The sequence below is a fragment of the Lysinibacillus sp. 10T31 genome, assembly GCF_056394365.1.
The window spans coordinates 1-24,166 of sequence record NZ_JBFTHS010000061.1; the positions used below are offsets into that span (position 1 = coordinate 1).

Genomic DNA, 24,166 nt, shown 5'->3' on the forward strand with positions numbered 1-24,166 from the left:
AAGAAACTATGTAGTAACAGCATTTTCAAATACAACAAAAACCTTCCAAATTGAATTCGGAGGGTTATTTGGGTTGCGCTTTTTAGTATAGCATGAAGTGTTTATTAATTTAAAAGATTTTTATTGACAATCTATTAGCTGGTTTAGTTGAATAACATAACTTCCAATTTGAATCAATAATCAATTGAATTGGCTATATCTATCAAGGTTTCAGGAGTAACTTTATCTGATACTCGTTTATCAATACTTAGCATATACTGCCAATCATCTCTCTCGAAAACAAGCACATTAAATCCTGAAATAGTCATATAAGTGGCTACACTTCCATTTTTTAATTCAAAGGTTTTTACCACGTATTTCTCTCTTATAGGAATATTATTCTTTATCGGTCGAACGTTAATTTTATAATGATTTTCGGATAATTGATCATTTATAAACGTCACTTCAAATGAGTCATTAATATCGCCATCTAAATCATTAAACCTACCAAAATGATGTGTAAAGCTTATTGGTGGTACCCTAAGCGGAAGCTTAAGTTTTTGTTTGAAATGTTGTTCAAAATCTTCCGATGCAGCTTCCACAGTTTTGTAACCTATTTCAGGATAAATTTCTTCATAAGGACTGGGTTTATCGTTTGCTGTTGCATATATGGTCAAGAAAAAAAACAAACAAAATGAAATCAACAATAGTGAAATAAATCTGGTCATTTTCTAACACCTCAATGTATTTTAGGTGTAGTATACCCAGCTTCATTAAATTTAAATTGACATTGCTTGTTCAACTAAACTGCACCGTTAGTTCAATAAAAAAAGAGTTGCCTATGCAACTCAATAATCTATAGTTAACGCAAGGGATTTTTAGTACCATTTTGTATCCAATTCAGTAAGCCATCAGTAATAACCATCATTTATTCAAAACGTATTAATAACAGTCCAACGGGAATAATATTGGTGAAAAAATGGAGGGTTAGAAAGATGAAAAGAATTTTTGTATTAGTATTAATAGCTTTTGTTACCTTGAATCTAACTGGTAATGTTGTTGGAGTCTTTGCTAATAAAAACAACGAAGAATTTAAAGATATTTATGAGAGAAAAGTTCCCCAAACATTTCATTATAAATATGATTACGATAAACTTTACCAGTTCCTTGATATAAGTGAAAAAGAATACAGGTCTGAATGGAATAGCGGCAAAACCATATCTGAAATTGCCGAAAAACGTGATATCTATCCCCAACAATTGATATTATACCTAGCGGAAAAAAATTTGAAGCACTAGATAAAGCATTAAATAATGGGGAAATTGACCGTTACTTTTACTACGATTATGCTATATCTTTTATGAAAAGTGATATTATTGAATTTATCAATCGAAATCCAAATAAATAAGGGTAAAAATAAACATTCATTCAAATGTTGATGGAGAAAAAAGCTTCCCAAAGCAAGGTTTAGGCATACTGATCATAAACAGCCAAAACAAAACACTCAATTCAATATGGTATTTTGCTACCTAACTTTAATTTGGGAAGCTTATTAGATTTTTTTTGTTGCACGAAGCCCCCGGAAGAAGAAGACAACTATTGGGCTTTAACTGAAGAAGTTAATCAATTGAATTAGCTATTCTGACTAATATGTCAGGTGTTTCTGTATTGGCTATTTTATTATAAACCCCAAACATATACTGCAAATTATTCTTTTCAAAGACAAAAAAATTAAATAATCGGTCTTCAAAATAAATACCTTTAGTACCATCTTGAAGTGTATACTCCTTACCATTTAAGTTCAGTTTATCTTTAAAGTACAATTTATTTTTTGAAGGACGAATGTCAATTTTAAAGATATTTTCTCTTATATCTTTATTAACAAACCTAATTTCCAAAGAATCATTCACATTATAGTTTTTATCTTCAAAAAACCTTCCGAATTGATGTGTGAAAGAAATTGAAGGTAACATTTTAGGTAGCTTTACATCACATTTAAAATGATTTTCAAATTCCTTTACTGCTGCTTTTACAGATTTATAACCAGCTTCTGTGAACCTTTCCTCAAAAGAAGGTGGAGTGTCGTTCGGATTTGCATTTACTGTTCCGTAATACACCCCACAATTAAATATACTAAATAAAATCAATAGAAGAGGAATATTTTTATTCAATTTCATCACCTTAAATATTATTTAAGGTTAGTGTGTCCTGTTCGGATACATTAATTCCTTTTTCGACTATCCTGCCTCGTTAGTTGAACAAGAAGGTTCTCCTTTATAACTTTTTATAAACCTCTGCGTAAGCAACTTTCAGCTGTTTTCTTAGTTGCTTGTTTTCATCTTCCAACTTTTGATTTGTTCTTTTTAGGGATGCAATAAGTGCATCCTTGTTACTTTCGTTCATTTCTCGCTTTACTTGTTTCGGTGTAGGCACTTGTAATTGTTGAGTTCGTAGTGTTTCTATTCTCGAACGGATGTACTTGTTGTTATAAAGTGTTGCTTTTGATACATCAGCCTCACCAGACACACTATTAAAATTTATTCGTTCATTCGCTTTTATAAGCCTTTTAATGGCTTCATCTACTTTTTGATGTGTGTTAGCTTTTCTTTTGGAATGAATAGCTTTCAAATGAGCAGATCGATCATAATCAGACATTTTTAACACCTAACTTTCTTTTCATCCGGTCTTGTCTACCAAAGATAACATTCCCTTCTTGGATGGTATTTAAAATGTTTTGATAACGTTGTAGATTTTGTTCATTTTTCTCGACTATATCTTCACGACCTCTTTGTTTTGCTATTTCAATTGCTTTTGTAGCTGTTTTAACGTGAAGTTCATACTTTTGATGATCTAACTCTGAAAAACCTACCGCTAAGTCTCTACATGGGGTTTGATTATCACCACAAGTTAGACAAGGTGGTGCTTCCATATAGGGACAATTTCCGTTCAAACGAGCGTGACACGTACCATAAGGGTTGTCCATCGCATTTAGCTTTTGATCCTGCCATAAAGCATCTATTATATCTGTAGGAATATCTTCTCCTACTTTAATTTCTTGGACTTCACCATTTAAGTCAAAGCTGAAAACACCTTGTTTTATGACTGATTCAAACGCTTTTCTTTTCGTATCATCCAATAGCTTTGCATATCGTAATGTCATTTCGGGGGATGAATGTGCCAATAACTCTTGTACCGTTAGAATATCCGCACCACCGTTCAACATTTTTACTCCATAAGTATGCCTGAATTGATGGGTTTTGAAGTGAAACAGGTTACCGTTTTCGTCAGTAATATTTTTTTGCTTTGCTAATACATTCAGTTCCTCTCTAATAAACCCTTGGTCAAATGGTTTCCCTTTTCGTTGACCACGATAACGAACGAAAATATAATCGTCAGGATTGTTGTCTTGATTGCTCAGTTCTTTTGATTTCTCAATTAAAACAGCAAGCATATCTGCTAATTCATTATCAATCGGAATCCGATGTCCTTTCACATAGGTTTTCTCAATATCTGTTTCAATAGAGTATTGACCATTGAGTTTTACTAGGCAATTCGAGGTTAAACCTAATACATCTGATATTCTAAGTCCTGTTTTATAGGCTATCCAAACAACAGGGACAACATCTTTATGCAAGTTATCAATATAAAGAAAGAGTTGTTCTAATACAAAATCAGGGATGTAATCTATCACATTAATTGATTTTTTTCTGAGCTTTGGTTTATCGCCCGGAAAGATCAATAATTTCGCATGAGCTTCGGGAGCTATTTCATACTCATATCGTTGAATATCTGCAATAAACTTTTGTAAGATTGACATTGACCTAGATACATAGTGTTCAGGATGTGCGTCACGCCTTTTCAGATTATTTTTAACGTATTCATTCAAATATTCAATATATTCTTCAATATGACAACGTTTTAAGTTCTTTATATCCATCCACGTTGTTTCTTTGGAAAAGATAAATACGAAAAAATTCGATAAATGAAGAAGATTATGACGTGCTGTACCCCAAGAGAATCTATTTTTACTTAGTAATCGTTGTTTAAAATATCTTTTAACTGGTTCACGAATTCTTTTATCAATCATCGAGAAGTCCATGTAATGATTGGGTACACTTTTGCTGTAATAAATATCGTATTTATCATTTAAAATGCGAACATCCCATTTGTCTTTTTCCCATTCCTCTCGATTATCAGTAAATCTAAATAATGCTGAATAGATAGTTCTCAAAAAAACTGCTACGGGTGTTTTTGTAACACTATCTTTGCTAAGCACTCTTTTCTTAATTCTTTGAGTTTTAATCCCCTTTTTATTTAACCAAAACAAATATTCTCGTTCTGCTTTGTCAATGTCCAAGTCTAACAAGGATGAGAGTTTCGGATAATTTTCGTTAATGAATTCTGTCATTCTTTTTAATATACTTTGAAGAGAAAAGATATTATTGATTGTCCATAAATCGTTAAAAAGTTGTTGATAATAAACATATTTCACTTCTAAATTGATCGAAGGATTATTCAATTGAAAATGAATGTTTTTACAAGAATATTTATAGCGTGCTACTATTTCTTCGAACTGTTTGATTTCACCTAAAAAGTTAATGTTCCATTTATCGTTGATTAAGAAATAGGGATTGTTTATTTGTTCTTTGGAAACAGAGCCATTCTCATGTATTGTTTTTTCAAAATAAAATGATAATTCTCTTTGTAAACCTTCATGAGAGACTATTTCTCCCACAACATTCTTAATTTGTTTCATCCAGTAACTCCTTTTAGTTATTTTTCTTTAGGTCAAATTCAGATTGCGCCTTTTTCCAACCTTCTCGAATATCTTCATCGGAAGGATGTAGATACAGGTTCATTGTTGTTTGAATCTGAGAGTGTCCTAATCGTTCTTGTACTTGTTTAATATCCTTTGTTTTTTGATAGTAGATTGTAGCATGTGTATGTCGAAATAAATGAGGGTGTAAGTTTATCCCTGTTTTCTTTTTCAAACGCTTAAATAGGGATTCTACATTCCAATATTCCATTGGCTTTCCTACACCTTTTCCTCGCAGTTTTACAAAAACAAAATTTGTATCCAAATCTAATTCATCAATCACTTCATACAAATAATCATCAAATTTATCCATTAAAGATTGTGACACATAAATTTCCCGTTCTCCAGACTTTAACATAGCACCGTTTTCTAATTCTCCACGATCTATCAAACGAATTCGATGCCCTTTTTGATGGTCAAAAATAAAATCCTCCATATAAAGAGCTAGTGCTTCTCCAATCCGTAAACCCGTTTCAAATAATAATTGAATGAGGAATGTATCACGTATATTGGTGGTTGCTTGTAATACTTGTTGTACTTGTTCTTTAGTGAGAGTATCTACTCTTTTGCGTGGTTCTTTTAATTTCAGTATGTTCTTGATTGATGGCTTATCCTTATTTACATGATGTAAGAAACTTTTGTAACGTGAGTTCCCCCCTGTAAACACCTGTTTCATCAACTTTTCCATCACGTCTTTTTGTACTTCTTCGTTTCGGAATAGGTAGTCATAGAAGTTTGCTATAACTGTAATTGTAAGGTTAATTGTTTTTTCCGTTCGCTTTACTACTGCTGCTTTCTGAAGAGGAGTAACTTTCGTGCTCTCATAAGGGCTTCTTAACCACCCCACAAAATCTACTAAATCTTCTAACCTAATATAACGATAATCTTTATTCATTTTTTCTAAATAGGTAAAATAATGCTTCAAGGAATAACAATATGTTTTTTGAGTATTAGGACTTTTTTTAGTATTATCTAAATACTTTATATACTTCATAACTGGCATCACGGGGAATCCCACGCGATCTAGTAATATGTATCTCTTTTTATTATCCTCAATAAGAACCTCTTGTACCCTCATAACATCCCCCTAAATTTTAATCATTGATTGTAAGACTTTACTACTTCTCCCGCTGTGGGTTACACCCTCTAAAATAAACCTGTATATTGTACATATTAAACTATATTTTAGATATCTAAATAACAAATCTAATATGCATAAGAAAAGAGGATATATGCTCATATATTGAACATAATATCCTCTTATTAGTTTAGTCTATTTAAAAATTTGCTCTCTTGGCCTTCTGCTGTTATTGCAATTAACGTTTTGCAATTTCTTGTTGTAATAATTTATTGACCATTGGCGGGTTCGCTTGACCTTTAGTAGCTTTCATAATTTGGCCAACTAAGAAGCCGATAGCGCGATCCTTACCGTTTTTGAAGTCTTCGATTGATTGTGCATTGTTGTCTAGAACTTCTGTAACGATAGCAAGTAATGCACCTTCATCAGAAATTTGAACTAAACCTTTTGCTTTAACGATTTCTGCTGCGGAACCGCCATTTTCTACTAATTCAGCAAATACTTTTTTACCGATTTTAGAAGAAATTGTACCGTCAGTGATTAATTTCACCATTTCCGCAAGGTTTTCTGGCGTTAATGCAGTATCTTTAAGGTCTTTTTGTTCTGCATTTAGGTATGCAGAAACATCACCCATAAGCCAGTTTGCTGAAAGCTTTGCATCTGCACCTTTAACTATCATAGCCTCGAAGAAGTCTGAGATTTCTTTTGAAATAACAAGAACTCCTGCATCATATGGTGTTAAGCCTAATTCATCAGCATAGCGTTTTTTACGAGCATCTGGAAGCTCAGGAATTTCTGATTTTACTCGCTCTAACCATTCATCAGAGATCGATAGACGAACTAAGTCTGGCTCTGGGAAGTAGCGATAATCGTCTGTTCCTTCTTTCACACGCATAAGAATTGTTTTACCTGTTTTTTCATCGAAACGACGAGTTTCTTGGTCAATTACCCCACCTGAAAGAAGGACATCAGCTTGGCGTAATTCCTCGTGCTCTATACCACGGCGAACATAGTTGAAAGAGTTAAGGTTTTTAAGCTCTGTCTTTGTACCAAATTCTTCTTGACCATAAGGACGAATTGAAATATTGGCGTCACAACGTAGTGAACCTTCTTCCATCTTACAGTCAGATACATCTGTATATTGGATAATTGATTTTAATTTTTCTAGGTAAGCATACGCTTCGTTTGCTGTACGAATATCTGGCTCAGAAACGATTTCTACAAGTGGTGTACCTTGACGGTTAAAGTCAACTAAAGAGTGGTCACCAGAGTGAGAAAGCTTCCCTGCATCTTCTTCCATATGAAGACGCGTAATACCGATACGTTTTGTATAGCCGTCAACCTCGATATCAATCCAGCCGTTTTTACCGATTGGCTTATCGAATTGAGAAATTTGATAAGCTTTCGGATTATCTGGATAGAAGTAGTTTTTACGGTCAAATTTTGTTTCTTGTTCGATTTCCATGTTAAGTGCAAGTGCTGCACGCATTGCGAAATCAACAACATTTTTATTTAGTACTGGCAGAACACCAGGATAACCTAAATCGATTACTGTAGTATTTGCATTTGGTTCAGCACCGAAATGAGCTGGTGCTGGTGAGAAGATTTTTGAGTTCGTTTTTAACTCAACGTGTACTTCTAAACCAATGACTGTTTCAAAGTTCATGTTATTTTCCCTCCCAAATTTGAGGAACTTGTTTATGGAACTCCGTTGCTTGTTCAAAAGCATGAGCTACACGGTAAATTGTTGCTTCATCGAAGTATTTACCGATAATTTGTAAGCCTAATGGCAGTTCATTTTCAAAGCCACATGGAATTGAAATGGCTGGCACACCAGCTAAGTTCATAGGAATCGTTAAAATATCATTTGCATACATCGTCATTGGATCATTAACGTTTTCACCAATTTTAAATGCTGGTGTTGGAGAAGTTGGTCCAATGATTACGTCAAAGTCTTCAAATACTTTGTCATAGTCTGCTTTGATAAGTGTACGTGCTTGTTGAGCTTTTTTGTAGTAAGCATCATACGTACCTGCACTTAGTGAGTAAGTACCAAGCATGATACGACGTTTTACTTCATCACCAAAGCCTTGTGCACGTGTTTCTTTATAAAGGTCCATCAAATTATTAACATTTTCTGCACGGAAACCATAACGGATACCGTCAAAACGAGAAAGGTTAGAAGACGCTTCTGAAGAAGAAAGAATATAGTATGCTGCAAGTGCGTATTTCGAATGAGGAAGTGATACTTCTTCTACTGTAGCACCTAAGCCTTTTAATACTTCTAATGCTTCAAGCACTGATTGACGTGCTGCTTCGCCAACACCTTCACCAAGGAATTCTTTTGGCACAGCGATACGTAAGCCTTTTACGTCACCTGTAAGTGCTGCTGCGTAGTTTGGTACTTCTACGTCTGCAGAAGTTGAATCGTTTGAATCTAATCCTGCAATTGCTTCAAGTAAAAGAGCGTTGTCTTCAACATTGCGAGTAATTGGCCCGATTTGATCTAAAGAAGATGCAAATGCAACTAAACCAAAGCGAGATACACGACCATATGTAGGCTTCATCCCTACAACACCGCAATATGCTGCTGGTTGACGGATTGAACCACCTGTATCAGAACCAAGTGAGAATGGTACTTCACCTGCTGCTACTGCTGCTGCAGATGCACCTGAAGATCCACCTGGTACGTGGTTTAAGTTCCATGGATTTTTTGTTGTTTTATAGTACGAGTTTTCATTTGAAGAACCCATTGCAAACTCGTCCATGTTTAATTTACCGATAGTGACCATACCAGCATCACGTAGTTTTTTAACTACTGTCGCATCGTAAATTGGCATAAAGCCTTCTAGAATTTTAGAAGCACAAGTTGTTTCTAAACCTTCTGTCACGATGTTGTCTTTAACACCGATTGGAAGACCAAAAAGTGGTCCACGCTCTTCAAATGGCACTTTGTCCATTTCAGCTGCTTGTGCAGTTGCTTTTTCTTCGTTTGAAGCAAGGAAAGCTTGTACATCGCTGTCAAGCTTCGCAACACGTTCGTATGCTTCTTTTGTTAAATCAGCGATTGTTAGCTTACCCGCTTTAATGTCAGCTTGTAGCTCCTTTGCTGAACGTTCAAATAACGTCATGAGGAATCCTCCTATGTTTTAGTATTACATGATAGCTGGTACTTTTACTTGACCATCTTCTTGTTCTTTTACGTTTAACATCATTACTTCACGGTCTAAGCCTTTTGTTGCCACATCTTCACGCATTACGTTTACTAGTGGTAAAACATGAGTTGTTGGTTCAACATTCGTTGTATCTAACTCATTTAGTTGCTCTGCGAAGTCTGTAATTTTACCAAGCTGTTCAGCAAATTTCTCTGCTTCCTCTTCTGTAATTGCAAGACGTGCTAAATTTGCAACGTGTTTAACTTCTTCTTTTGTTAATTTTGCCATTTTTCACACCTCCGAATACTCACTCAATTCATTGTTTTTGTCGATAACAATAGGGTTGAATAAAGTTAACCATGCAAGTAATCATAACATTTTTCATATTAAAAATCACAACTTTCACCAAAAATAAAGAAACTTTCACTACTATGACGAAGTGTTGTCTTGAGGGACTACTTTTAGAGTCCTTCATATAGACTTCGCTTTTCGGGAGTGGGGTATGAATCGTGCGCTGTGCTCTCTTTTATTTGTCGAGTCGGCGAGGCTTTCCTTCGTTTCGAAGACTTTATCCGTCGCTTCAGGGAATCTTTCCGTCGCTTTTGCCCTTCTATCCGTCGTTTCGGCGGGGCTTTCCGTCGCCCTTTTTTCTTTCCGTCGTTTCGAAGACTTTATCCGTCGCTCCGGGAAATCTTTCCGTCGCTTTCGCTATTCTATCCGTCGTTTCAGCGGGGCTTTCCTTCGCCCTTTTTTCTTTCCGTCGTTTCGAAGACTTTATCCGTCGTTCCAGGGAATCTTTCCGTCGCTTTTGCCCTTCTATCCGTCGTTTCGGCGGGGCTTTCCTTCGCCCTTTTTTCTTTCCGTCGTTTCGAAGACTTTATCCGTCGTTCCGGGGAATCTTTCCGTCGCTATTGCCCTTCTATCCGTCGTTTCGGCGGGGCTTTCCGTAACTTTCGCTATTCTATCCGTCACTCTACAGAGTCTATCCATCACTCTGATTAATTCTTCCAACTAATATTATCAAATCTCATTTTTCTTGCCAGAAAAAAATATAGTCAGCACGAGGCTGACTATACATTAATAGATATGGACGTAAGGTTCCTTTTCGCTGGAATTCTTTACGATTAACGCCTCTGGACCGTTTATTGAGGTAATATTTACTTCAACATTGATGTTATCAAATTGATTGATCAGAACACCTGTTAAATATTGAGTAAAGCCTATAATTTCAGACTTGCCATAGAATTGGATAGGCACTTCAATCGTTAGCTTTTGAATTTTTTTATTTTGGTAGAAGCCTGTTCCTATTACACTAGTATAGTTAGAAAAGTATTTATCTACATCTTGTTTAAAATTCTTAAAGTTATTGCTAACATCTCGGTATACGTCCTGTGATTCACTCGTTGGGAATAGTACGTATTCTTCGTCAATACCTTTCCAATCAGCTACGTCGTTTTGTCCTGCTTTTGCTACGCCATAGCTAAAATACGTTCCTGGAATAATGTCATTGCGAGCTTTTTGTTTAAACAAGCCTACTACAATCGGTATATCTTTCAATTCATCACGAGTTCTTAGGCGGGACACAATTTCAGCGGCCATTTTCTTTCCTTGCTCAACTAGTGTTGCCTCTGAAATTGGTTTCTCATAGTACTCCCCATATTTTTCTTTTTGATAGTAATAAATAGAGTTTAAGGAAAGCCCTATCGAAATACCTCCTAATTTTACTTTGTTATCACTAGTTTTTGTTAAATAATTTTGCTCAACAATATGTGATAAATAGATTGGAGCCTTTGTTGCACGTTCTTCTGCTGACATTGAGTCCGTCGTTGGAGGATTTAAACCTTCCTTCGTTTGTGAACTACGTGCAAGCCAATCTGTCACTGTGCTTTCCGCTAAATATTGTCCCTCTTGGAAGAAGTAGTTTTCTGTGTCAAACTCATTTTGAGAAAGACGCATTAATCCTGTTTCAACTTCCTTCATATCATATTTTGTAAAAATATTTGAAACTACTAATCCCCTGCTAGCACTTTGTTTGTAAGGAGTTAGCGTTCTATAATATGATTCATCAATCTGTAAGCTTGGAATAATTGTTGTTTCCGCTTTTTCCTGTTGCGTCTCCTGTGTAAGCTCTGTCTCCTTCTTATTAGAAGGCACACAGCCGACTAGCATTGCAGCAGCGACAATTGCTGGAATGAGTCGAAATGACTTCATTATCTTAGTACTCCTTTACTGAAATTAAAATTCTGCTCTACGTATTGTCCATACCACCTCTGGAGACATATAAATCCCTTTACTTCCCACCAAGTGGCTAGGACAATTCAGCATACTTTAACTATAATATTTATCCATTATTGGACGAGGTTAAGTTGTTCGATCAGGCTGTCTTCATTCCAAACTTCAATACCTAATTGCTCGGCTTTTGCTAGTTTAGAACCCGCTTCTGCTCCTGCAATGACAAGGTCAGTTTTTTTGCTGACACTGCCTGTAACAATACCACCTAACTCTTCTATTTTCGCCTTTGCTTCGTTACGTGTCAATTGCTCAAGTTTACCTGTTAATACGATTGTTTTACCTGCAAAAGGATTATCCCCTACAGCTACCTCTATCTTTTTACCTTTATACGTCATATTAACGCCTACTTCAGCAAGGCGCCCAATGACTGCACGTGCATCCTCATTTGAAAAATACTCGACAAGCGATGAAGCCATTTTATCGCCAATTTCATGAATCGCCACTAGTTGCTCCTCTGTTGCTGCCATAACTGCTTCCATCGTTCCAAACTCCTCTGAAACAATTTTTGCTGCTTTTTCACCAACATGTCGTATCCCTAATCCAATTAGTAAACGCTCCATCGAATTGTCCTTGGAAGCCTGAATAGCACTGACTAAATTCGCCGCTGATTTTTCTCCCATACGCTCAAGCTCGACAAGCTGTTCTACAGTTAAGTGATACAAATCAGAGATATCATGAATTAAATCTGCACGTAATAATTGCTCAACGACTTTATCACCAAGACCGTCAATATTCATAGCATTACGCGATACGAAATATTTAATGCTCTCCGCAATTTGTGCAAAGCATGCCGGATTTACACAACGTAATGCCACTTCTCCTTCAATACGAATAAGTTCACTATCACAAACAGGACAATGTTCAGGCATTACATATGGCTCTGAGTCCTCAGGGCGCTGCTCCAGTATTACACCTACAACTTGTGGAATAATGTCTCCGGCTTTACGGATAATGACTGTATCTCCTAGTCGAATATCTTTCTCTCGGATTAAATCCTCATTGTGTAATGATGCACGTTGAACCGTCGTACCTGCTACTTGAACAGGCGATAAAATAGCTGTTGGTGTAACAACACCTGTACGCCCAACCGTTAAATCAATATCAAGTAATGTTGTCACTACTTCCTCAGCAGGGAATTTATAGGCAATTGCCCAACGTGGACTCTTTGCTGTATAACCAAGTTCATCCTGTTGCGCATAGCGATCCACCTTAATAACAATACCGTCAATTTCATAAGCTAAATCCGGACGGTTTTCAGTCCATTTTTCGATAAAGGCTAGTACATCTTCAATCGTTGAGCAGCGTTGACGCTCTTTGTTTGATGGGAAGCCTAGTCCCTCTAAATAATCGAGCATCTCTGCATGACCGTCAATACCATATGCCTCGCCATCTCCCCCGATTGCATAAATAAAGGTTGATAGTTGACGACTTGCTGCTATTTTAGGATCTAACTGGCGTAAAGAACCAGCAGCCGCATTTCTCGGGTTAGCAAATAATTCTTCTCCATTTTCAGCACGAAGGGTATTTAATTTTTCAAATGATTTTTTAGGCATATACGCCTCGCCACGTACTTCAATTGTAAGTGGTTCCTTCAATCGAAGAGGTATTGCTCGAATCGTTTTTAAATTTGTTGTAATATCTTCCCCTACAACACCGTCTCCTCGCGTTGCTCCTTGTACAAAAACGCCATTTTCGTATTTTAAAGAAATGGCAAGACCATCAATTTTCAGCTCGCAAACATAGGAGAATTTATCACCGATTGCTTGACGCACTTTACGGTCAAATTCACGTAAGTCTTCTTCATTAAAAGCGTTTGATAGACTTAGCATAGGGTAATCGTGCGTCACCTTTTTAAAGCCTTCTACCACTGCTCCGCCAACACGCTGCGTCGGTGAATCTGGGTAAATAAGTGACGGATTCGCTCCCTCTAATGCAATAAGTTCATGTAATAATTGATCATAAACACTATCTGCTACGACAGGTTTATCCAACACATAATAGGCATGACCGTATTCATGTAACAATTTATTTAATTCCACAACGCGCTGTTCAATTTCGTTCATTTAAGTTCCCCCGCTTACCCTTTTTCAATAGGTGCAAATTGTGCTAGTAATCGCTTAATACCAATAGGTTGTGGAAAGGCAATATCTAGCTCTGTACTATCACCCTCACCTTTTACACTTACAACCATACCTGTTCCCCATTTTTTATGGACTGCTTTGTCTCCAGCCTTCCAACCAAATTGGTCTCCACCAGTTGTTTGTAAACGAGCTGTTGCAGGTTGTGTTTTCTGAATTGCTCCAAGTGTACGTTTTTGATAGCCACCTGTTGAACGATTGCTAGAGGCAAATGGAACTTCAGGCTTCGTACCAGCTTTGGAAACCGATTGTGTAATATCCTCCGAAATTTCACCTAAGAAACGTGACACATTGTTATAACTAGAACGACCAAAAATTGTACGACTTTGTGCACTCGTTAAATATAAACGTTCCTCAGCACGTGTTATTCCTACGTAGGCTAAACGACGTTCTTCCTCCATTTCATCCATATCATCAAGTGAACGAGAGTGCGGGAAAATATTTTCTTCCATTCCGATGATAAAGACGATTGGGAATTCTAAACCCTTAGCAGCATGCATCGTCATTAAAATAATGTTGCCCTTCGATGCATCATCTTTATCAAGTGCATCAATATCTGCAATTAGCGCTAAATCTGTTAAAAAGGCAACTAAGCTCTTGTCCTCACTACGCTCTTCAAAAGCCTTTGTTACTGATAAAAACTCTTCAATATTTTCTAAGCGGCTTTCTGCTTCAATCGTCTTTTCGTTTTGTAGCATTGCACGATAACCAGATTTGTCAATAACCTGCTCTACAATTTCTGTCACCGATAGATACTCTTGCATCTCTGTAAAGCCTTTAATCATCGCATAAAATTGCTCAGCTGAATTAGCTGCTTTCCCGGTAAGCCCCATGAACACAAGATCATTCATAGCATCAAAAATAGAGCGATCTTGTTCAATCGCATAGCGCGCCATTTTTTCAAAGGAAGTTGCACCTATACTACGCTTTGGCTCATTAATAATACGTGCGAGTGATAAATCATCATCATTATTGGCAATAAGGCGCAAGTATGCAAGTAAATCCTTAATCTCTTTACGATCATAGAACTTAGTACCACCAACTATTTGATAAGCCATATTGGACTTAACAAGCACTTCCTCCATCACACGAGACTGTGCATTTGTACGATAGAGTATCGCAAAGTCATCAAATGAACGATTTTCTTTTTGAATATGCTGTTGGATTGTTTGTACTACGAATTGTGCTTCCTCTTGCTCGTTATATGATTTATACAACACAATTTTTTCACCTTCTGCATTTTCTGTACGCAGTTCTTTTGGATAACGTGTTGTATTATTTTGAATGACGTCATTTGCTGCTTGTAGGATGCGTTTTGTTGAACGATAATTTTGCTCAAGCATAATGACCTTAGCACTTGGATAATCCTTTTCGAATGAAAGAATATTGCCAATGTCCGCACCACGCCAACGATAAATCGATTGGTCTGAATCACCTACAACACAAATATTTTTAAATTTCTTGGCCAGCATCTGAACAAGTAAATATTGAGATTTATTCGTATCTTGATATTCATCTACATGGATATATTGGAATTTATTTTGATAGTATTCAAGCACATCTGGTACGCGCTTGAATAATGTAATAGTTGTCATAATTAAATCATCAAAATCGAGTGATTGATTGCGACGTAGTCTTTTTTCATAACCTTTATAAACCCGAGCAATCGTTTTTTCGTAAGGATTATTTTCATTGATTTGACCTGCATAATCGTCCGCAGTTATACATTCGTTTTTTGCTGAACTAATCGCATTTAAAATCGCACGCGGTTCAAAACGCTTCGTGTCAATATTTTCATCCTTCATCACATTTTTAACAACTGATAGCTGATCAGTCGAATCTAAAATTGAAAAGTTACGTGATATCCCTAGCTGATCAATATTGCGTCGTAAAATTCGCACACACATTGAGTGGAAGGTCGATACCCACATACTATCGCCAGTTCCGTTACCGAGAATGGCATCTACACGCTCTCGCATTTCACGTGCTGCTTTATTTGTAAATGTGATCGCTAAAATCTTTGACGGATATACCTCTTTTTCGATGACTAGGTATGCAATACGATGTGTCAATACACGTGTTTTCCCTGATCCAGCACCCGCCATAATTAGAAGCGGTCCTTCAGTTGTTTTGACCGCATTTTCCTGCTCAGGGTTCATACCTGCTAATAAGTTTTTCGTTAAATGCTCCATTTTGCACCGCCTTACAAACATTTGTTCTTAGATTATATCGTATTTTTTACAGTCTTAACAGTCGCAAGTGCAGCTTTTAAATCTTGGTAAATAATATTACCAACTACTACTGTATCTGCATATTTTGCCATTTCTGCTGCTTGCTGAGCAGATGTAATGCCGCCACCGTAAAACAGTCGCGTATTTTTCAGTTCATTTTTAACAGCACTTACAACCTCAATATCACCATAAGTACCGCTATACTCTACATAAAATACAGGTAGTCTAAAGAAATTTTCAGCCATTCGTGCGTAAGCAACAACATCATCAATGGATAAATCAGTTTTCGCATTCGTTACTTCTGCTACTTTACAAGTCGGGTTTAAAATACAATAACCTTCAGCGACTAATTCTTCCCATACCATAATATCTCCATATTCTTTAATTGCTTCATGATGTAGATTTTTAATCCACTTTGGATCATCACTATTTAACACGGTTGGAATGAAATAATAGTCATAACCTGGTGTTACCGAATCAATATTAGAAATTTCTAGCGCTATCGGTACTTCAAAGCGTCTTACACGAACAAGCAAGTCTAATACACCATCTAAAGTTACATTGTCTGTTCCGCCAACTATAATAACATCTGTACCTGACTCACAAATTTTTTCTAGCGCCTCATCAGAAATTTCTTTAGCTGGGTCTAGCTTGAACACATGTCTCCATTCTAAATAATCCATCTATTTTACCACCTATCATTATCTATCTATTCGTTTACAAGTATAGCTTATGAATGTCTACAAAAAAATGAAAAAGACTGAGCAGAACCTCTACCCAGCCTCTTTACCTACTATTATTTTGGTGCTTGAAACGGTTTTTCATCTGGATACAAACGACCTAACATTTCATCATATGTATCATTACCATAATCAAAGCAACGACGTACACGCGAAATAGTTGCTGTACTTGCACCTGTTTCCTTTTTAATGGATTCGTAGGTTTTCTTTAAACGTAGTAAATGTGCAACCTCAAAGCGTTGTGCCAACGATTGAATTTCACTAATCGTACATAAATCATCAAAAAATTTATAACATTCTTCGATATCTTTCAGCTCTAACACTGCTTTAAATAATTGATCTGTTTGATGCCCTCGAATTTTTTCGATTTGCATGCAATCTTCCTCCCTTTAAGGCTGCGTTTTCACCATTGCTTGTAACCCTGGTGAAGTTGGTACGAAATGAACCCAAGACTTCCCTGGTACTAGCTTCACAAGCTCCCCAGACTCTTCTACAGCCATTGGTATTCCATCAATATTAGCCCATTTGACTTCTCTCATATAGCCATTTTGAAATACATACGCATCTCCACCAGAAGTTAAATCAATTTCTTGGCGCCCCTCATTATCAATCGTTCGATGTTTCATTTCAAAAAATAGAACATTTGAAAATGATAATGTGTCGCCTGTTAACATATCCTTTGTGTCAACGCCAGCCGATTGTCGTCCATAACGATTACTTTGCTTATCATACAAATACGAATTATGGAAATACTCACTATTTCCGTAGTAAATGTCCACTCGACTTGTTTCATTGCCTATTTTACCACGTTCATCGGGTTCATAAAAAGCCTCATGTACTTTTTCATGGTAACTCATTGAAGCGCCCACTTTTTTTGCTCCATTTAATATATTTTCAGACGTAATATACGAGTTGTGTGGAGCAACACGGTCTTTTGAACGTTTAAAAAGTGTGCCATCATACTCCATACCATTTATATTGTCGACTACATTATTATCAAGCATCGATTTTGCCTCTGGGCTATAACCATGTGCTACGTAAAATGCATCAAAGCCTTTCGCAAGATCAACAAAATAAGATCGAGCACTACGAACAGGCCCTACATTTTCTGGTAGTTCACTTTGATAAACTGCTAATAGACGCGTAACATCGCCTTCTGCCAGCATTTCATAAATGATATCAGCCGCTTCTATTCCTGATTGCGGACGTGCTTTCGGATGATTATTAACGGTAACAATAATTGGGCGTTGCGTAATTTCTTCCTTCACAGCTTCACCTGTTAGCGGAGCAACATACGCCCCTTCTTGAACAGGCTCTTCAATAGCGGTTCCATCGTCCACCTTATTCGTATCATCTTCCTTCACTTCCGAGGAATCTTTTGAACATCCGCCTATCAATAAGGTGCTAAAAGCCATTGCGATAAATAGTTTCTTCGATTTGAACACAAGCATTACTCTCCTTTTATCGATTACATCTACCATAGGAAAACTTCAATTAGCGCATCACTGCTGGTAATAATAACTTATTCTTCATAACATCAAAAATCCCTTTTGGTGTTATTCGGATATATGGTAAATGTGTCGATTGTAAGAAAAGTAAAGAATAAATTGCATCTCCTAAGTGGTATCCACGCTCTGCTAATGCTTGTTTTAAGAACTTCTCTTTTTCTGCTAGCTCCTTAACATTTCCATCATATAAAAAACCGCCAATTGTTAAAGGAACAGTAGCAATTACTTCACCTTTTTCAACTAGGACAATACCACCACGCATTGCCTTCATTTCTTCAAAGGCTTTGATCATATCGTCTTTATTTTTTCCGATCAGTAAAATATCACCTGTGTTCGAATAAGATGAAGCAAACCCTTGAACACTAGTAGCAAAACCTTTAATCATCGTGTTAACATGCCATTTGCCATCTCTATTCATGAGCATTAAATAACATTCATCATGATCTGCAAGCTGCCCTTCTCTAGTAATTAATGAGTTATATGGTTTCGTAATAACATCATTGACCAACTCAATTCCAAAAGGCATCGAGAATTGAAAATCATGAGACGTTAATGAAAAATCTAAGTCAAATGTAGGTAACGCTGAATAATCAATTGCAGCAAGTTTTTGCACTTGCTCTCCATCGCGTTTTAGCCAAACACCCTTCGATAGTACGCTCTCAGGAACTGGATGCCATTCATCTTGCAAAATATTAAGGGAGGCAAATCGACCCGTTGCGATAAAGCCGTGTAAGTTGGACATATTATAATAACGTGCCACATTATAGGAAGCCATTTGATAAGCGTCTATTGGTGCTACACCTGCATCTAAGGCTACTTGAATACATTTATCCATCACACCATCCTCATGAAAAGAAGGTGGTGAGCCATCTGTTGTCATCATTAAATGATCAAAAATAGGTAGATCTTTTTCGACTATTCCCTTTAATAAATTTGGTAAGTCTGGACGTATTGAAGAATGACGCAGTGTTACAGCATATCCTTGCATAATACGTCTTTCTACTTCTTCCACTGTCATAGCTTCATGATCACCATCTGCACCGAGTAACTTCATACGTGCTAAAGTTCGTTCTGATGCACCAGGGAAGTGTCCTTCTATTTTTTTCCCGTAGCCCTTAGCCATTTGCATTCGATAGAGCATTTGGTCATCTCCATGTAACAACCTTGGCCAGCCCGTTAATTCTCCTCCAAGTAAAACATCATCTCGTTCCAACCATTCTAAAATGGACGTATTCGAAAAAATCTCTTCCTCCTGTTCCATTTCAGTTTGTGAATCAAAACGAGTCCACCAATAAAATGAAAACGGTAGCTTTTTCAAATCATCTAGTATTGAAAACGCTTTCTTATTTTCTAAAGATAAAACGAAGCTTAAATTGTCTGAAATAAAAGTTGTAGTTCCAAGCTGTCCGCAAAAATCAGCAAAAGATTGCGGATGGTATAACTGGAACGGATGAACATGTGGCTCAATATATCCTGGTACAATTGTTTTATTCGTACAATCGACCACCTCTGTCCCTTCTAATAACGGAGGCATTCTATCACCAGCATAGACAATACGATCTCCTAAAATCCAAATATTCCCTACTACCCACTGTTTGAGCATGCTATGTAAATAACGTGCATTTTTTAATACAATATCCGGTGCATTTTTACCATCTATTACAGCTAATTGCTGACGTAATTCTGTAATTTTCCATACTGGATCCATTCTATTCGCCCCTTCCTTAATTACGTAAAATTTCATTGTGTAAATCCTACGTGAAATCACATACTACTACTGCATAAACGCTTTTTTTCATAAAATTAATGCTTTATGCAATCATCTTGTTTCAATCGTAACACAGCACTTTCATAAAACAAAGTGCACCCCGCTTTATTTTTTCCACAATGACTAAAGGAGGAAATATTATGATGCATGAATCGAATTTAAGCGAAAAAAATGCCTTTTGTCGCTTTGCCATGGGTGTAAGTTTAACGGCATTCGGTATCGCTAAGGTCTCAAGAAATCCTGAATGTACGAAAGGTCGATTGATGATAGCATTTGGTGCCTTTAAAATGGCTGAGGGTATCTTTAAGTATTGCCCAACTAAAGCTTTAATGTGCTCTAGTATGGAGAGTGCTATGGGCAACAGCAACAACAATAGCACCGGCAACTCTTCTATGCAAAGTATGTTCAGCGGCCAAAATTCTATGTCATCTGAACATATCGATAAACTCATGAAGGATTTCTCCTCTGCTATATCTGGAAATACGTCAGGATCAAGCGCAACTGCATCGAAGCAATCTGACTCCAGCACTTCAAATCAAAATTCCTCAGAAAGTAAAAGTTCTACAAATAAAGCACAAAATCCTTCTTAGTCAAAGGAGCCGTCTCAACTGTATTGTTGAGACGGCTTTCACCCTTTTTAATCCTACGTTTGAAAAAAATAAGAAGTTTCACTGCATGATTAAAATATTTAGTTTCAAGTGTGTTGATTAACCATTCCTTATCCGACCTAATTAATTAGAAGGCTCTGATTTCCGCTACGGGCTACTCGCTTTGTCGCTGACGCTTCGCTTTCGCGCAGAGCAGAGCTTCCTGCGGGCGAGCGACGAGCCGCTTCCTCCGCTACGTTGCTGTCGCTTCGCTTTCGCACGGAAAACATTCGCTCCGTGCAGGGTCTCGTCTGTCTCGCTTTCCCGCGGGAGTCGAGTAGCCCTACGCTACAATCAGTTAAAATGGGCATACATTGCAAAATATCAACAAAAAAATCCTTTTATCACTCAATAATAAACCTATATTTCCCTAACCAACACGCTTGATTTATTTTACTAATCATTTAGTAAATCACAACGGAAAAAAAGCTTCTTCCAATTAGATTTATACTAAAAGTTTGAGACGACATTTTTTAAAACATATGCTTTGTATATAAGTTGATTGGAGTGGAGACTGGGCGACTCCTTGGGGATCAGCGTCACAGATGAGACCCTGGAGCGAGCAACGCGAGTGAAGCGGCTCATCGGACGCCCCCAGGAAAGCGCCAAGTCGGAACGGAAATCAACCCCACGCTATGGTGATAAACTTAAGTAAAATGTAAACAAATTTTATCGGGCAATTATAACTCTATAGTTACACAACTACTATTTAAATGTACGCCAACCGATATCTTTGCGGTAGAAGAAATTGTCCCATTTTTCAGTTGCAATACCTGCGTATACTTTTTCTTGTGCTTCTTTTAAAGTAGATGCCTTTGCTCCAACTAATAAAACTCGACCGCCATTACCAACAAAGTTCTCATCTACAAGCTTTGTACCCGCATGGAATACTGCGTGTGAAGCTGATAGAGCCTCCAGGTTAGGTAATGCATGTCCTTTTTCAACGTCCCCCGGATAGCCTTCAGCGGCAATAACTACACCTAGCATTGCTTCTTCTGACCATTGCAAATCAAATGGCTTTTCATCCATTAATGCTGTCATAAATGCGCCAAAATCGGAAGCCATGCGTGGTAAAACTACTTGCGTTTCTGGATCTCCGAAGCGTGCATTAAACTCAATCACTTTCGGACCATTCTTCGTTAAAATCAATCCTACATATAATATCCCTGTAAACGATACTCCATCTGCCTCCATACCTTTCACAGTTGGTTCAACAATCGTCTTATAAGCAACATCTACTACTTCTTGAGAAATTTGAGGTACTGGGGAATAGGCTCCCATACCACCTGTGTTCGGTCCTTTATCGCCATCATAAGCACGTTTATGGTCTTGAGCAATGACCATTGGATAAATTTGACCTTTATGGACAAACGACATAAAGGAGAATTCTTCTCCATCCAGGAATTCTTCAATGACCACTCGAGAAGATGATTCACCAAAACGTTGGTTACCAATCATATCCTGCACAGCTTCAATTGCATCTTCTGCAGTCATTGCTACAACTACACCTTTACCAGCTGCTAAACCATCTGCCTTGATAACGATTGGAGCACCTTGTTCCTTAATATATGCAATAGCCTTATCTGCTTCAGTAAACGTTTCATGGGCTGCTGTTGGGATATGATATTTATTCATAATATCCTTAGCGTATGATTTACTACTTTCGATTTGCGCTGCTTCCTTTGTTGGACCAAATATTCGTAAGCCACGAGTCGTAAAGAAATCCACGATTCCTTCAGCAAGTAGTTGCTCAGGCCCAACAAAGGTTAAATCTACCGCATTTTCTTTAGCAAATTGTGCCAATCCTGCAAAATCCATTGCATCAATTGCCACAACTTCTGCATCTCCTCGCATGCCATCATTACCAGGTGCTACAAATACTTTATTAACAGATGGTGAAATACTAAATTGTTTGGCGATAGCATGCTCACGACCGCCGCTTCCAATGACTAATACTTTCATTTTAGGGAATCCTCCTATTTGTAAGTAAGACCGAGATGAACCAACATCTCGGTCTAGTTTTTAACGTGTTCTGATTAGTGTTTGAAATGACGTACGCCAGTGAATACCATCGCAATGCCGTATTCATTCGCTTTATCGATTGAATCCTGATCTTTGATAGAGCCACCTGGTTGAATAATGGCTGTTATACCAGCTGCTGCAGCTGCTTCTACAGTATCGCTCATTGGGAAGAATGCATCTGATGCTAGTGCTGCACCTTTTGCTTTTTCGCCGGCTTGCTCAAATGCGATTTTAGCTGCTCCAACACGGTTCATTTGACCAGCACCAACGCCAAGTGTCATTTGAGAATCTGTCACAACGATAGCGTTAGATTTAACGTGCTTCACAACTGCCCAGCCAAGTTGTAATGCTTCCCATTCTTGTGCTGTTGGTTCACGGTCTGTAACAACTTTAATATCTGCATTAGAAAAACCGTAGCGATCTGGTTCTTGTACAAGAAGACCACCTTCAACTGATACAACATTGAATTTGTCTTGTTTTGCTTGCTCGAAAGGAATTGTTAATAAGCGAATATTTTTCTTCTTCGTTAAAATATCAAGTGCTTCTTGAGAGAAAGCTGGTGCAATGATAATTTCTAAAAAGATATGGCTTAATTTTTCAGCAGTTGCTGCATCTACTTCCAAATTTAATGCAATAATACCACCGAAAATAGATGTTGAATCTGCTTCATACGCTTTATCAAACGCTTCTTCTAATGTTGCGCCCGTTCCAACACCACAAGGGTTCATGTGCTTTACAGCTACTGCTGCAGGCATTTCAAACTCTTTGACAATTTGCAATGCGGCATTCCCGTCTTGAATATTGTTGTATGATAATTCTTTACCATGTAATTGCGTAGCGTAAGCTAATGAAAAATCTGAGCCTAGACGTTTTTGATAGAACGCTGCTTTTTGATGAGGATTTTCACCATAGCGTAAGTTTTGTTTTAATTCATATGTCATTGTTAAGCTCTCTGGGAACTCTTCTTCTGTTAAGTAGTTTGATATATATGAATCATAAGCGGCTGTGTGACGGAAAACTTTTGCAGCTAACTTACGACGTGTTTCTATTGTCGTAGCACCATTAGCTTTAAGTTCCTCTAATACGTTCTCATAGTCATTGCTATCCACAATTACTGTTACATATTGATGGTTTTTTGCTGCAGAACGTAACATTGTTGGACCACCGATATCAATATTTTCGATAGCGTCATCCCATGTTACATTAGGCTTTGAAATTGTTTCAACAAACGGATAAAGATTGACACAAACAATCTCAATTGGTTCAATTCCATGCTCGTTCATTTGTGCTTGATGAGAAGCATCGTCAAACTTTCCTAATAATCCACCATGAATCATTGGATTTAAAGTTTTTACACGACCATCTAAAATTTCAGGGAATTTAGTTACTTCATCTACTGCTGTTACGGCAACATTATTGTCTTGTAACATTTTTTTCGTACCACCAGTTGATAAAATTTCATAACCTAATGCTACTAGTTCCTTTGCAAATTCTAAAATACCATCTTTATTGGAAACACTGATTAATGCACGTTTTGTCACAACAATATCCTCCTAATTTTTAGGATCATCACCAGAACGTCTGGTTGATTTCCGTTCCGGCTGGGCGCTTTGCCGCTGACGCTTCGCTTTCGCGCAGAGCAGAGCTTCCTGGGGGCGTCCGATGAGCCGCTTCACTCGCGATGCTCGCTCCAGGGTCTCGGGCCAACACGATGTTGGTCACGAAGGCGTTATCACAGGATGTGATGATTTTAGCCTTCGTTCCTCTATCGCTAATCCCCAAGGAGTCGCCC

The 24,166-nt window shown here is 37.4% G+C and carries 23 protein-coding genes; 4 read left to right on the forward strand and 19 right to left on the reverse strand.

The window, feature by feature from the left end; translation table 11 throughout:
* Positions 1-173: 173 nt before the first annotated feature.
* On the reverse strand, positions 174-707 hold the full coding sequence (locus tag AC1DCY_RS23700; protein WP_472391293.1) for a hypothetical protein: 534 nt from the start codon (positions 705-707) through the stop codon (positions 174-176).
* Between the two features lie 267 nt (positions 708-974).
* On the opposite strand from AC1DCY_RS23700, the gene AC1DCY_RS23705 reads away from it, so the two are divergent.
* Positions 975-1,277, forward strand: coding sequence for a hypothetical protein (locus tag AC1DCY_RS23705; protein WP_477354102.1), 303 nt, complete (start codon positions 975-977; stop codon positions 1,275-1,277).
* Positions 1,278-1,598: 321 nt separating this feature from the next.
* On the opposite strand, the gene AC1DCY_RS23710 is transcribed toward AC1DCY_RS23705, so the two are convergent.
* The 7 genes from AC1DCY_RS23710 to gatC form a co-directional block, all read right to left on the reverse strand.
* Positions 1,599-2,156: a carbon monoxide dehydrogenase gene (locus AC1DCY_RS23710; RefSeq protein WP_477354105.1), complete on the reverse strand. Its 558-nt coding sequence runs from the start codon at positions 2,154-2,156 to the stop codon at positions 1,599-1,601.
* 97 nt (positions 2,157-2,253) lie between these two features.
* Positions 2,254-2,634 (reverse strand): DUF6262 family protein, encoded by a 381-nt coding sequence (locus tag AC1DCY_RS23715; RefSeq protein ID WP_472391290.1) that lies wholly within the window; start codon positions 2,632-2,634, stop codon positions 2,254-2,256.
* Positions 2,627-4,735 carry a tyrosine-type recombinase/integrase gene (locus AC1DCY_RS23720; protein WP_477354108.1) on the reverse strand — a complete coding sequence of 703 codons (2,109 nt, stop codon included), beginning with the start codon at positions 4,733-4,735 and terminating at the stop codon, positions 2,627-2,629. The genes AC1DCY_RS23715 and AC1DCY_RS23720 overlap by 8 nt, the downstream gene beginning before the upstream one ends.
* A 13-nt stretch (positions 4,736-4,748) precedes the next feature.
* The gene (locus tag AC1DCY_RS23725) at positions 4,749-5,873 is read right to left on the reverse strand and encodes a tyrosine-type recombinase/integrase (RefSeq protein ID WP_472391159.1); all 1,125 of its coding nucleotides are present in this window, start codon (positions 5,871-5,873) and stop codon (positions 4,749-4,751) included.
* Positions 5,874-6,111: 238 nt separating this feature from the next.
* Entirely contained in the window at positions 6,112-7,539 is a 1,428-nt protein-coding gene (gatB, locus tag AC1DCY_RS23730) for an Asp-tRNA(Asn)/Glu-tRNA(Gln) amidotransferase subunit GatB (protein WP_477354113.1), read from the reverse strand.
* 1 nt (position 7,540) lies between these two features.
* Positions 7,541-9,004, reverse strand: a complete 1,464-nt coding sequence (gene gatA, locus AC1DCY_RS23735) for an Asp-tRNA(Asn)/Glu-tRNA(Gln) amidotransferase subunit GatA (RefSeq protein WP_477354116.1) — start codon at positions 9,002-9,004, stop codon at positions 7,541-7,543.
* A gap of 24 nt (positions 9,005-9,028) precedes the next feature.
* Positions 9,029-9,316 (reverse strand): Asp-tRNA(Asn)/Glu-tRNA(Gln) amidotransferase subunit GatC, encoded by a 288-nt coding sequence (gatC, locus tag AC1DCY_RS23740; RefSeq protein ID WP_010857153.1) that lies wholly within the window; start codon positions 9,314-9,316, stop codon positions 9,029-9,031.
* Between the two features lie 228 nt (positions 9,317-9,544).
* Here gatC and AC1DCY_RS23745 point away from each other — a divergent pair, with 228 nt between their 5' ends.
* Positions 9,545-10,030 carry a hypothetical protein gene (locus AC1DCY_RS23745; RefSeq protein WP_477354120.1) on the forward strand — a complete coding sequence of 162 codons (486 nt, stop codon included), beginning with the start codon at positions 9,545-9,547 and terminating at the stop codon, positions 10,028-10,030.
* 75 nt (positions 10,031-10,105) lie between these two features.
* Here AC1DCY_RS23745 and AC1DCY_RS23750 read toward each other — a convergent pair whose 3' ends face one another.
* The 7 genes from AC1DCY_RS23750 to AC1DCY_RS23780 all read right to left on the reverse strand — a co-directional run bounded on the left by AC1DCY_RS23750 (position 10,106) and on the right by AC1DCY_RS23780 (position 19,645).
* Positions 10,106-11,239: a CamS family sex pheromone protein gene (locus AC1DCY_RS23750; RefSeq protein ID WP_477354123.1), complete on the reverse strand. Its 1,134-nt coding sequence runs from the start codon at positions 11,237-11,239 to the stop codon at positions 10,106-10,108.
* Positions 11,240-11,376: 137 nt separating this feature from the next.
* Complete coding sequence (gene ligA, locus AC1DCY_RS23755; protein ID WP_477354125.1) at positions 11,377-13,383, reverse strand: NAD-dependent DNA ligase LigA; 2,007 nt, start codon at positions 13,381-13,383, stop codon at positions 11,377-11,379.
* 14 nt (positions 13,384-13,397) lie between these two features.
* Positions 13,398-15,650 (reverse strand): DNA helicase PcrA, encoded by a 2,253-nt coding sequence (gene pcrA, locus AC1DCY_RS23760; RefSeq protein ID WP_477354128.1) that lies wholly within the window; start codon positions 15,648-15,650, stop codon positions 13,398-13,400.
* A 32-nt stretch (positions 15,651-15,682) separates the two neighbouring features.
* Complete coding sequence (gene pcrB / locus AC1DCY_RS23765) at positions 15,683-16,372, reverse strand: heptaprenylglyceryl phosphate synthase (RefSeq protein WP_477354131.1); 690 nt, start codon at positions 16,370-16,372, stop codon at positions 15,683-15,685.
* 113 nt (positions 16,373-16,485) lie between these two features.
* Positions 16,486-16,803, reverse strand: coding sequence for a YerC/YecD family TrpR-related protein (locus AC1DCY_RS23770; protein WP_008173656.1), 318 nt, complete (start codon positions 16,801-16,803; stop codon positions 16,486-16,488).
* A gap of 15 nt (positions 16,804-16,818) precedes the next feature.
* Positions 16,819-17,874, reverse strand: a complete 1,056-nt coding sequence (locus tag AC1DCY_RS23775; protein ID WP_477354135.1) for a DUF3048 domain-containing protein — start codon at positions 17,872-17,874, stop codon at positions 16,819-16,821.
* 49 nt (positions 17,875-17,923) lie between these two features.
* Entirely contained in the window at positions 17,924-19,645 is a 1,722-nt protein-coding gene (locus AC1DCY_RS23780; protein ID WP_477354138.1) for an adenine deaminase C-terminal domain-containing protein, read from the reverse strand.
* 200 nt (positions 19,646-19,845) lie between these two features.
* On the opposite strand from AC1DCY_RS23780, the gene AC1DCY_RS23785 reads away from it, so the two are divergent.
* The gene (locus AC1DCY_RS23785; RefSeq protein WP_477354141.1) at positions 19,846-20,295 is read left to right on the forward strand and encodes a hypothetical protein; all 450 of its coding nucleotides are present in this window, start codon (positions 19,846-19,848) and stop codon (positions 20,293-20,295) included.
* Positions 20,296-20,432: 137 nt separating this feature from the next.
* Here the strand turns inward: AC1DCY_RS23785 and AC1DCY_RS23790 are convergent, their stop codons facing one another.
* Complete coding sequence (locus AC1DCY_RS23790) at positions 20,433-20,573, reverse strand: hypothetical protein (protein WP_477354144.1); 141 nt, start codon at positions 20,571-20,573, stop codon at positions 20,433-20,435.
* Between the two features lie 305 nt (positions 20,574-20,878).
* Here AC1DCY_RS23790 and AC1DCY_RS23795 point away from each other — a divergent pair, with 305 nt between their 5' ends.
* Complete coding sequence (locus AC1DCY_RS23795) at positions 20,879-21,007, forward strand: hypothetical protein (RefSeq protein ID WP_477354147.1); 129 nt, start codon at positions 20,879-20,881, stop codon at positions 21,005-21,007.
* Positions 21,008-21,057: 50 nt separating this feature from the next.
* On the opposite strand, the gene purD is transcribed toward AC1DCY_RS23795, so the two are convergent.
* From purD to AC1DCY_RS23810, 3 genes are all read right to left on the reverse strand, one after another.
* The gene (gene purD, locus AC1DCY_RS23800; RefSeq protein WP_477354149.1) at positions 21,058-22,314 is read right to left on the reverse strand and encodes a phosphoribosylamine--glycine ligase; all 1,257 of its coding nucleotides are present in this window, start codon (positions 22,312-22,314) and stop codon (positions 21,058-21,060) included.
* A gap of 74 nt (positions 22,315-22,388) precedes the next feature.
* On the reverse strand, positions 22,389-23,915 hold the full coding sequence (gene purH, locus AC1DCY_RS23805; protein WP_477354152.1) for a bifunctional phosphoribosylaminoimidazolecarboxamide formyltransferase/IMP cyclohydrolase: 1,527 nt from the start codon (positions 23,913-23,915) through the stop codon (positions 22,389-22,391).
* A 28-nt stretch (positions 23,916-23,943) separates the two neighbouring features.
* Positions 23,944-24,166, reverse strand: a 223-nt coding sequence (locus AC1DCY_RS23810; RefSeq protein WP_477354155.1) for a hypothetical protein, incomplete at its 5' end; no start/stop codon positions are given.